Origin of the sequence: Streptomyces sp. RP5T, from assembly GCF_003933965.1 — a bacterium.
Lineage (GTDB): Bacteria > Actinomycetota > Actinomycetes > Streptomycetales > Streptomycetaceae > Streptomyces.
Genome location: NZ_RSAJ01000302.1, coordinates 1 through 10,049, shown reverse-complemented (window position 1 = coordinate 10,049; position 10,049 = coordinate 1). Strand labels below are relative to the sequence as shown.

The following is a 10,049-nucleotide window of genomic DNA, read 5'->3' as shown; positions in this document are numbered from 1 at the left end:
GCACGTAGGCTTCCCCACATGACCGGCCCCGATCCCGTGAGCCTGTGGCACCGCCTCGCCGACGCGTCCGTCCTGCTCGACGGCTTCCACGCCCTCAAGCACGCCGTGCGCTTCGGGGCTCGGGTCCCGGTGGCGGTCGCCGTCGACCGGGCCGCCGCGCTCGCCCTGGCCGAGGAGCTGGCGCCGGACGTACGGGACACCCTGGACGCGCTGCTGACGCAGGTCCCGGAGTCGGTGTACACGTCCCTCGTGCCGCGCCCGCATCCCACGGCGGTGGCCGCCCTCGCCGTACGGCCGCCCCGCGCCGACCATCTGGACAGGCTGGCGCACGCACCGCGTACCGCCCCGGTCGTGGTCCTCGACAATCCGCGCAACCTGGGCAACGCCGGGGCCGTGATCCGGCTGGCCGCGGGCTTCGGGGCGACCGGCGTGGTCACCACGGGCACGCTCGACCCCTGGCACCCGACGGTCGTACGCGGTGGGGCGGGCCTGCACTTCGCGACCGCGGTGGAGCGCCTGACGGTCGCCGAGCTGCCGCCCGGCCCGGTGTTCGCGCTGGACCCGGAGGGCGACGACATCCGGGCCGTGAAGCTCCCGGACGACGCCGTCCTCGCCTTCGGCTCGGAGCGCAGCGGGCTGTCGCCCGAACTACGCGCGCGTGCCGATCACCTGGTGGCTCTTCCGATGCGCCCCCAGGTCTCCAGCTACAACCTGGCGACCAGTGTCGCGATGACCCTCTACCACTGGAGCCTCGGCGGGTCCTAGGCCTCCCGGCGCACCTCGACCACCCGGAACCGGTTGGCGACGAAGGCCCCGTCGCACAGCGCGGAGTTGGCCGCCGGGTTGCCTCCCGAGCCGTGGAAGTCGGAGAAGGCGGCCGTCTGGTTGACGTACACCCCGCCGACCAGGTTCAGCGACAGCTGCGCCGCCTCCTCCAGGCAGACCTCCTGGACGGCCTGCTCGACCTCCTCGTCGGTGGTGTACGCGCCGACCGTCATCGCGCCCTTCTCGCGGATCGTGCGCCGCAGCAGCTCCACCGCGTCGGAGGCCGAGTCGACCGCGACGGCGAAGGAGACGGGACCGAAGCACTCGCTCATGTAGGCGGCCTCGTCGTCCGGCTTGGCCCCGTCGAGCTTGACGATCACGGGGGTGCGCACGACCGCGCCCGGGAACTCCGGGTTGGCGACCTCGCGCGAGGCGAGAGCGACTTCGCCGAGCCCCGCCGCGGCCTCCAGGCGCGCCTTCACGTCCGGGTTGACGATCGCGCCCAGCAGCGCGTTCGCGCGCGCGTCGTCGCCGAGCAGGCCCTCGACCGACCGGGCGAGGTCCGAGACGACCTCGTCGAAGGTCTTGGGGCCCTCGTCGGTGCGGATGCCGTCCCGGGGGATGAGCAGGTTCTGCGGGGTCGTGCACATCTGGCCGCTGTACAGGGACAGGGAGAAGGCCAGGTTGGAGAGCATCCCCTTGTAGTCGCCGGCCGACTCCACGAGCACGGTGTTGACGCCGGCCTTCTCCGTGTAGACCTGCGCCTGGCGGGCGTTGGCCTCCAGCCAGTCGCCGAACTGCGTCGAGCCGGTGTAGTCGATGACGCGGATCTCGGGGCGCGTGGCCAGGGTCTTGGCGATGCACTCGCCGGGACGCTCGGCGGCGAGCGCGACCAGGTTCGGGTCGAAGCCCGCCTCGGCGAGGACGTCCCGCGCGACCTGGACCGTGAGTGCCAGCGGCAGCACCGCGCGCGGGTGCGGCTTCACCAGGACCGCGTTGCCGGTGGCCAGGGAGGCGAACAGGCCCGGATAGCCGTTCCACGTGGGGAAGGTGTTGCAGCCGATGACCAGGCCGATCCCCCGCGGGACCGGTGTGAACTGCTTGGTCAGCGCGAGCGGGTCGCGCTTGCCCTGCGGCTTGATCCACTCCGCGGTGTCGGGGGTGCGGACCTGCTCCACGTACGCGTACGCCACCGCCTCCAGGCCGCGGTCCTGCGCGTGCGGGCCGCCCGCCTGGAACGCCATCATGAAGGCCTGGCCGCTGGTGTGCATGACCGCGTGCGCGAACTCGTGGGTCCGGTCGCTGATCCGCTTGAGGATCTCCAGGCAGACCACCGCGCGCGTCTCCGCGCCCGCGTCCCGCCACGCCTTCTGGCCCGCCTTCATCGCGGGCAGCAGCACGTCCACGTCCGCGTGCGGGTACTCGACGCCCAGCTCGATGCCGTACGGCGAGACCTCGCCGCCCACGAAGCCGTCCGTGCCGGGCTGGCCGAGGTCGAGGCGGGTGCCCAGCAGGGCGTCGAAGGCGGCCTTGCCCGCGGCCATGTCCAGGCTGCCGTGCTCCCCGTAGGCCTTGGGGTGCTCGGGGTGCGGGGACCAGTACGCGCGGGTGCGGATCGCCTCCAGCGCCTGGTCGAGGGTGGGCCGGTGCTTGGCGATCAGCTCGTGGGCGGTCAGTTCGGCGGCCATGCGGGACCAACTCCTCGTCTTTCGAACTCTTCGTCGAGCTCATGACCTGGGCAGAAACATGGGCAGGAACAGCCAGACAGAGTTAGAGTAACCGAACGATCGGTCGGGACAAGGGGGTCCGCCGCATCTGTGGAAAACCCCGTGCGGGAGGATCGCGCACATGACAGGACTCGACCTCAGCAGCCCCGTGGCCGTCGTCGGCACCGGCACCATGGGCCAGGGCATCGCCCAGGTCGCGCTGGTCGCCGGGCACCCCGTGCGGCTGTACGACGCCGCCCCCGGCCGGGCCCGGGAGGCCGCCGACGCGATCGCCGCCCGCCTGGACCGGCTCGTCGAGAAGGACCGGCTCACCGCCGCAGGACGGGACGCCGCGCGCGCCCGTCTCGTGGCCGCCGAGCAGCTCACCGACCTCGCGGACTGCACGCTGGTCGTCGAGGCCGTCCTGGAGCGGCTGGACGTCAAGCAGCAGCTGTTCCGGGAGCTGGAGGAGGTCGTGGGCGAGGACTGCCTGCTCGCCACCAACACCTCCTCCCTGTCGGTGACGGCCGTCGCCGGCGCCCTGCGCAACCCGGGCCGCTTCGTGGGCCTGCACTTCTTCAACCCCGCCCCGCTGCTGCCGCTGGTCGAGGTCGTCTCCGGGTTCGCCACCGACGTCTCCTCGGCCACGCGCGCGTACGAGACGGCCCGCGCCTGGGGCAAGACACCGGTCGCCTGCGCCGACACCCCCGGCTTCATCGTCAACCGCATCGCGCGGCCCTTCTACGCCGAGGCGTTCGCGGTGTACGAGGCCCAGGGTGCCGAGCCCGCCACCATCGACGCGGTCCTGCGCGAGTGCGGCGGCTTCAAGATGGGCGCGTTCGAGCTGACCGACCTGATCGGACAGGACGTCAACGAGTCCGTGACGCACTCCGTGTGGCGCTCCTTCTTCCAGGACGTGCGCTTCACGCCCTCCCTGGCCCAGCAGCGCCTGGTCGAGTCGGGCCGGCTCGGCCGCAAGAGCGGGCGGGGCTGGTACGACTACACCGACGGCGCCGAGCGCGACGAGCCGCACACCGCGGAGCCCGCCCAGGCGCCCGCGTACGTCGTCGCCGAGGGCGATCTGGGCCCGGCGTCCGAACTGCTCGCGCTGATCCGCGAGGCGGGCATCCAGGTCCGCGAGGACGAGGAGGACCACGGCACCCGTCTGGTCCTGCCGAGCGGCGGGCAGCTCGCGCTCGCCGACGGACAGACCTCGGTGGAGTTCCGGGACGTCGTCTACTTCGACCTAGCGCTCGACTACCGCAGGGCCACGCGCATCGCCCTGTCCGCCTCCCAGGACACCTCGCAGCAGACGCTCACCGAGGCCGTCGGGCTCTTCCAGGCGCTCGGCAAGGACGTCAGCGTCATCGGGGACGTGCCCGGCATGATCGTCGCCCGTACGGTCGCCCGGATCGTCGACCTCGCGCACGACGCCGTCGCCAAGGGCGTGGCCACCAAGGAGGACATCGACACCGCCATGCGGCTCGGGGTGAACTACCCGCTCGGCCCCTTCGAGTGGAGCCGCCGGCTCGGCCGCAACTGGGCCTACGCCCTCCTCGACGACCTGCACCTGCGCGACCCGTCCGGACGGTACGCGCCCTCGCTCGCGCTGTACCGGCACGCGTACGCCTCCGACAAGCGGGAGGGCAGCACCTCATGACGACCGCCAAGCGCGACACGTACACCCCCGAGACGCTGCTGTCCGTCGCCGTCCAGGTCTTCAACGAGCGCGGCTACGACGGCACCTCCATGGAGCACCTCTCCAAGGCCGCGGGCATCTCCAAGTCGTCGATCTACCACCACGTGTCCGGCAAGGAGGAGCTCCTGCGCCGGGCCGTCAGCCGGGCCCTGGACGGGCTCTTCGGGATCCTCGACGAGGAGCACGCGCGCGTGGGCCCTGCCTCCGCCCGCCTGGAGTACGTCGTGCGGCGCATGGTCGAGGTGCTGATCGCCGAACTGCCGTACGTGACCCTGCTGCTGCGGGTGCGCGGCAACACCGGCACCGAGCGCTGGGCCCTGGAGCGCCGCCGGGACTTCGACCACCGGGTCGCCGAGCTCCTGAAGGCGGCCGCGGCCGACGGTGACGTACGCGGCGACGTGGAGGTGCGCCTGGCGACCCGTCTGGTCTTCGGGATGATCAATTCCATCGTGGAGTGGTACCGCCCGGACGGCCGCGGCATGAACGAACGCGAAGTCGCCGACGCGGTGGCCCAGTTGATCTTCGGTGGCCTGCGCCGGACCTCCTGACCTCAGCCCTGCGGTTCCAGGTCCTCCTCCTCGAAGACCAGCAGGGTGCGTGTGCTGAGGACCTCCGGGATGGCCTGGAGGCGGGTGAGGACCAGTTCGCGCAGGGACCGGTTGTCCGGGGTGTGGACGAGCAGCAGTACGTCGAAGTCACCGCCCACCAGCGCGATGTGCGACGCCCCGGGCAGCTGCCGGAGCTGTTCGCGGACCGTGCGCCAGGAGTTCTGGACGATCTTCAGGGTGATGTACGCCGAGGTCCCCTGCCCGGCCCGCTCGTGGTGGACGCGGGCGCCGAAGCCGCGGATGACGCCGTCCTCGACGAGCCGGTTGATCCGCGCGTAGGCGTTGGCCCGGGAGACATGGACCCGTTCGGCGACCGAGCGTATGGACGCGCGGCCGTCCGCCTGGAGCATCTTGAGGATGTCCTGATCGATGGCGTCGAGCGGACGCGGGGGCGGAAGAGGCACCCCGCCCTCCGTGCCGTCGGCCATTTGTTCAGGTGCCATGTCCCCCCGCCTCCCTACCATGGACGTACTGCGTCCATCACAGGCTGTGGAGAACCGTTTGTCCACAGCCTGAGGGGGCCTGTAGCCAAAATGTGCCGACGACCGAACAATCGGTAGGTGAGGCGCCTCACAGCCGTGGTGCGCCACCAGCCGCTCCCACGAGGAGGTGCCGTCATGACGGTCATGGAGCAGCGGGGCGCGTACCGGCCATCGCCGCCGCCCGCCTGGCAGCCCCGCACGGACCCCGTGCCCCTGCTGCCCGACGCGGAACCCCATCGCGTCCTCGGTACCGACGCGGCCGCACAGGCCGACCCGGCCCTGCTGAAGCGGCTGTACGCCGAGCTGGTGCGCGGCCGCCGCTACAACACGCAGGCCACCGCCCTCACCAAGCAGGGCCGCCTCGCCGTCTACCCCTCCAGCACCGGCCAGGAGGCCTGCGAGATCGCCGCCGCGCTGGTCCTCCAGGAGCGGGACTGGCTCTTCCCCAGCTACCGCGACACCCTCGCCGCCGTCGCCCGGGGCCTGGACCCCGTGCAGGCGCTGACCCTCCTGCGCGGCGACTGGCACACCGGCTACGACCCGCGCGAGCACCGGGTGGCCCCGCTGTGCACCCCCCTCGCCACCCAGCTCCCGCACGCCGTCGGCCTGGCGCACGCCGCCCGCCTCAAGGGCGACGACGTGGTCGCGCTCGCCATGGTCGGCGACGGCGGCACCAGCGAGGGCGACTTCCACGAGGCGCTGAACTTCGCCGCCGTATGGCAGGCCCCGGTGGTCTTCCTGGTCCAGAACAACGGCTTCGCGATCTCCGTCCCGCTCGCCAAGCAGACCGCGGCCCCGTCGCTGGCCCACAAGGCCGTCGGCTACGGCATGCCCGGGCGCCTGGTCGACGGCAACGACGCGGCCGCCGTGCACGAGGTCCTCACCGCCGCCGTGCGCCACGCGCGCGCGGGCGGCGGACCCACCCTGGTGGAGGCGATCACGTACCGCGTGGACGCCCACACCAACGCCGACGACGCGACCCGCTACCGCGTCGACGCCGAGGTCGAGACCTGGCGCGGGCACGACCCGATCGCCCTCCTGGAACACGAACTGACCGAGCGCGGCCTGATCGACGAGGCCGGCATCGAGGACGTGCGCCAGGACGCCGAGGACTTCGCCGCCGGACTGCGCGAGCGCATGAACCAGGACCCGGCCCTCGACCCCATGGACCTGTTCGCCCACGTCTACGCCGAGCCCACCCCGCAACTGCGCGAGCAGCAGGCCCAGTTGCGTGCCGAGCTCGAAGCCGAGCACGACTCCCACGGGGGGACGCACCGATGACCACCGTCGCCCTCAAGCCGGCCACCATGGCCCAGGCCCTCACGCGCGCGCTGCGCGACGCGATGGCGGCCGACCCCACCGTGCACGTCATGGGCGAGGACGTCGGCACCCTCGGCGGTGTCTTCCGGGTCACCGACGGACTGGCCAAGGAGTTCGGCGAGGACCGTTGCACCGACACTCCGCTCGCCGAGGCGGGCATCCTCGGCACGGCCGTCGGCATGGCGATGTACGGGTTGCGGCCGGTCGTGGAGATGCAGTTCGACGCCTTCGCCTACCCGGCGTTCGAGCAGCTCATCAGCCATGTGGCGAAGATGCGCAACCGCACGCGCGGGGCGATGCCGCTCCCGATCACCATCCGGGTCCCCTACGGCGGCGGCATCGGCGGGGTGGAGCACCACAGCGACGCCTCCGAGGCCTACTACATGGCGACCCCGGGACTGCACGTCGTGACGCCCGCGACCGTCGCCGACGCCTACGGGCTGCTGCGCGCCGCCATCGCCTCCGACGACCCCGTGGTCGTCCTGGAGCCCAAGCGGCTGTACTGGTCGAAGGACGCCTGGAACCCGGACGACCCGCAGACCGTCGAACCGATCGGCCGCGCGGTGGTGCGGCGCCCCGGCCGGAGCGCCACACTCATCACGTACGGGCCGTCCGTACCCGTGTGTCTCGAAGCCGCCGAGGCCGCGCGGGACGAAGGGTGGGACCTCGAAGTGGTCGACCTGCGCTCGCTGGTGCCGTTCGACGACGACACGGTCGCGGCCTCCGTACGGCGGACCGGACGGGCGGTCGTCGTGCACGAGTCGGGTGGGTTCGGCGGACCGGGCGGGGAGATCGCGGCCAGGGTCACCGAGCGCTGCTTCCACCATCTGGAGGCGCCGGTGCTGCGTGTGGCCGGGTTCGACATCCCCTATCCGCCGCCGATGCTGGAGCGTCACCACCTGCCCGGTGTGGACCGGATCCTGGACGCCGTGGGGCGTCTGCAGTGGGAGGCGGGGAGCTGATGGCGCAGGTTCTGGAGTTCAGGCTGCCGGATCTCGGCGAGGGCCTGACCGAGGCGGAGATCGTCCGCTGGCTGGTGGAGGTCGGCGACGTCGTCGCGGTTGACCAGCCGGTCGTCGAGGTCGAGACGGCCAAGGCGATGGTCGACGTTCCCTGCCCCTACGCCGGTGTCGTCACGGCCCGTTTCGGCGAGGAGGGCAGCGAACTCCCGGTGGGGTCACCGCTCATCACGGTGGCCGTCGGGGCGCAGGCGTCCGAGCCCGACACGCGGTCCGAGAGCTCGGGCAACGTCCTGGTCGGGTACGGCACCTCGGAGGCGCCCGCGCGTCGGCGCAGGGTGCGCCGGGAGCAGCAGGTTCCTGTCCCGGTGAACGGCACGTCGGCAGCTCCCGAGGTGGCCGAGGGCCCGGTTCCCGTGATCTCCCCGCTGGTGCGCCGCCTCGCCCGCGAGAACGGCCTCGACCTCAGGGAACTCACCGGCTCCGGCCCCGACGGCCTGATCCTCCGGGCCGACGTCGAGTACGCGCTGCGTGCCGCCGCCGCACCCGGGCGCCCCGCACCGGCCCCGGAAGCCGCACCGGCACCCGCCTCGAAGACCCCGGCGGCACCGCCGTCCACCGCCACCGCGGCGACCCGTATCCCCCTCAAGGGCGTCCGGGGCGTGGTGGCCGACAAGCTGTCGCGCAGCCGGAGCGAGATCCCCGACGCCACCTGCTGGGTGGACGCCGACGCGACGGAACTGATGCGCGCGCGTGCCGCGATGAACGCGGCCGGCGGACCGAAGATCTCCCTGCTCGCACTCCTCGCCCGCATCTGCACCGCGGCCCTCGCCCGGTTCCCCGAGCTCAACTCGACGGTGGACACGGCGGCCAGGGAGATCGTGCGGCTGGACGCCGTGCACCTCGGGTTCGCCGCGCAGACCGAGCGGGGACTCGTCGTACCGGTGGTGAAGGACGCCCACGCGCGGGACGCCGAGTCGCTGTCCGCCGAGTTCGCCAGGCTCACCGAGGCGGCCCGCACCGGGAGCCTGACCCCCGCGGAACTCACCGGCGGCACCTTCACGTTGAACAACTACGGCGTGTTCGGTGTCGACGGCTCCACCCCGATCATCAACCACCCCGAGGCGGCCATGCTCGGTGTCGGCCGCATCATCCCCAAGCCGTGGGTCCACGAGGGCGAGCTGGCGGTGCGCCAGGTCGTCCAGCTCTCGCTCACCTTCGACCACCGGGTGTGCGACGGCGGCACCGCGGGCGGCTTCCTGCGGCACGTGGCGGACTGCGTGGAACAGCCGGCGGTGCTGCTGCGCACCCTGTGACCGGACCCCCAGGCGCCCCATGACCGGACACCCACGCACCCTGTGACCCGGCATCCGTCCACCCCGACCGGGCATCCGTCCACCCCGATCGCGCGCCTTCGTCCCGGCGGCGCGCGATCCCGGGGCCGCCGCACGTTCCCTGTGATCGTGACGGCACGCATACTCGGGGGGTGACCTCGTACGAGACCCCGCGCGATGCGGACACCGGCCCTGGGTACGACGTGGTCGTGCTCGCCGGGGGCGCCGCCCGGCGGCTCGGCGGCGCGGACAAGCCCGGTCTGCGGGTGGGCGGACGCGCCCTGCTCGACCGCGTCCTCGCGGCCTGCGCCGACGCGGCCACCACCGTCGTCGTCGCCGACCCCCGCCCCCTCGCCCGGCCGGTGATCTGGGCCCGCGAGGACCCGCCCGGCGGCGGCCCGCTGGCCGCCCTGGACGCCGGTCTGCGGCACACCACGGCCCGGTACGTCCTGGTGCTCTCCGCCGACCTGCCCTTCCTCCAGGAGGGCACCGCACGACTGCTGCTGACCGTCCTGCGCACGGGCGGCGCCGACGGCGTGCTGCTCACCGACGCCGACGGCCGCGACCAGCCGCTGGTGGCCGCGTACCGCACCTCCTCGCTGCGCACCGAACTCGCCGCACTCACCAAGGAGCACGGCTTGCTCACCGGTCTTCCGCTGCGCCGGCTGACCGCCGTGCTCGACCTCACCCGCGTCCCCGACCCCGTCGCGTCCTTCGACTGCGACACCTGGGACGACATCGCCACCGCCAGGGCACGCATCAGGGAGCATGGGCACGTGTTGGATGAATGGATTTCCGCAGTCAAGGACGAGCTGGGCATCGAACTCGACGTCGACACCGGCGTGCTGCTCGACCTCGCCCGGGACGCCGCGCACGGCGTGGCCAGGCCGGCGGCACCACTGACCACCTTCCTCGTCGGCTATGCCGCCGCACGGGCGGGCGGCGATCCCGAGGCGGTCGCCGAGGCCTCCCGCAAGGCGGCGGCCCTGGCCGAGCGCTGGGCGAAGGAGTCCGACGGGGAGAGCGCCGCAGGGCCCGGCGAAGCCTCCGGCAACCGCCCGGACGCCGGATGACCGCCCGGTCCGTGCGCGCCGGCGAGCACGCCGGCCCGGCCCAGGACGCCGACGATCTCGACGTCGAGGAGGCGCTGGCCCTGGTGAGAGAGGACAACGGCAC

9 protein-coding genes are annotated in these 10,049 nt (G+C 72.8%); 7 read left to right on the top strand and 2 right to left on the bottom strand.

What is annotated here, in order from left to right; translation table 11 throughout:
- Positions 1–18: 18 nt before the first annotated feature.
- On the top strand, positions 19–765 hold the full coding sequence (locus EHS43_RS27065) for an RNA methyltransferase (RefSeq protein ID WP_125193365.1): 747 nt from the start codon (positions 19–21) through the stop codon (positions 763–765).
- Here the strand turns inward: EHS43_RS27065 and paaN are convergent.
- Positions 762–2,453 (bottom strand): phenylacetic acid degradation protein PaaN, encoded by a 1,692-nt coding sequence (gene paaN / locus EHS43_RS27060; RefSeq protein ID WP_125193364.1) that lies wholly within the window; start codon positions 2,451–2,453, stop codon positions 762–764. The genes EHS43_RS27065 and paaN overlap by 4 nt on opposite strands.
- 160 nt (positions 2,454–2,613) lie before the next feature.
- Here paaN and EHS43_RS27055 point away from each other — a divergent pair, with 160 nt between their 5' ends.
- Complete coding sequence (locus tag EHS43_RS27055) at positions 2,614–4,131, top strand: 3-hydroxyacyl-CoA dehydrogenase (RefSeq protein WP_125193363.1); 1,518 nt, start codon at positions 2,614–2,616, stop codon at positions 4,129–4,131.
- The gene (locus EHS43_RS27050; protein ID WP_125193362.1) at positions 4,128–4,718 is read left to right on the top strand and encodes a TetR/AcrR family transcriptional regulator; all 591 of its coding nucleotides are present in this window, start codon (positions 4,128–4,130) and stop codon (positions 4,716–4,718) included. The genes EHS43_RS27055 and EHS43_RS27050 overlap by 4 nt, the downstream gene beginning before the upstream one ends.
- A 2-nt stretch (positions 4,719–4,720) precedes the next feature.
- On the opposite strand, the gene EHS43_RS27045 is transcribed toward EHS43_RS27050, so the two are convergent.
- A complete protein-coding gene (locus tag EHS43_RS27045; RefSeq protein WP_125193366.1) occupies positions 4,721–5,206 on the bottom strand; it encodes an Lrp/AsnC family transcriptional regulator in 486 nt (161 codons plus the stop codon).
- 189 nt (positions 5,207–5,395) lie between these two features.
- Here EHS43_RS27045 and pdhA point away from each other — a divergent pair, with 189 nt between their 5' ends.
- The 4 genes from pdhA (at position 5,396) to EHS43_RS27025 (ending at position 9,946) form a co-directional block, all read left to right on the top strand.
- Positions 5,396–6,541, top strand: a complete 1,146-nt coding sequence (gene pdhA / locus EHS43_RS27040; protein WP_125193361.1) for a pyruvate dehydrogenase (acetyl-transferring) E1 component subunit alpha — start codon at positions 5,396–5,398, stop codon at positions 6,539–6,541.
- Positions 6,538–7,542 carry an alpha-ketoacid dehydrogenase subunit beta gene (locus EHS43_RS27035; protein ID WP_125193360.1) on the top strand — a complete coding sequence of 335 codons (1,005 nt, stop codon included), beginning with the start codon at positions 6,538–6,540 and terminating at the stop codon, positions 7,540–7,542. The genes pdhA and EHS43_RS27035 overlap by 4 nt, the downstream gene beginning before the upstream one ends.
- Positions 7,542–8,855, top strand: coding sequence for a dihydrolipoamide acetyltransferase family protein (locus tag EHS43_RS27030; RefSeq protein WP_125193359.1), 1,314 nt, complete (start codon positions 7,542–7,544; stop codon positions 8,853–8,855). The genes EHS43_RS27035 and EHS43_RS27030 overlap by 1 nt, the downstream gene beginning before the upstream one ends.
- Positions 8,856–9,025: 170 nt before the next feature.
- A complete protein-coding gene (locus tag EHS43_RS27025) occupies positions 9,026–9,946 on the top strand; it encodes an NTP transferase domain-containing protein (RefSeq protein ID WP_125193358.1) in 921 nt (306 codons plus the stop codon).
- Positions 9,947–10,049 lie beyond the last annotated feature (103 nt).

Coding starts and splice junctions, on each gene's coding strand:
- EHS43_RS27045 (WP_125193366.1), bottom strand. CDS start 5,206: ATGGCCGACGGCACGGAGGGCGGGGTGCCTCTTCCGCCCCCGCGTCCG.
- EHS43_RS27050 (WP_125193362.1), top strand. CDS start 4,128: ATGACGACCGCCAAGCGCGACACGTACACCCCCGAGACGCTGCTGTCC.
- paaN (WP_125193364.1), bottom strand. CDS start 2,453: ATGGCCGCCGAACTGACCGCCCACGAGCTGATCGCCAAGCACCGGCCC.
- EHS43_RS27035 (WP_125193360.1), top strand. CDS start 6,538: ATGACCACCGTCGCCCTCAAGCCGGCCACCATGGCCCAGGCCCTCACG.
- EHS43_RS27065 (WP_125193365.1), top strand. CDS start 19: ATGACCGGCCCCGATCCCGTGAGCCTGTGGCACCGCCTCGCCGACGCG.
- EHS43_RS27055 (WP_125193363.1), top strand. CDS start 2,614: ATGACAGGACTCGACCTCAGCAGCCCCGTGGCCGTCGTCGGCACCGGC.
- pdhA (WP_125193361.1), top strand. CDS start 5,396: ATGACGGTCATGGAGCAGCGGGGCGCGTACCGGCCATCGCCGCCGCCC.
- EHS43_RS27030 (WP_125193359.1), top strand. CDS start 7,542: ATGGCGCAGGTTCTGGAGTTCAGGCTGCCGGATCTCGGCGAGGGCCTG.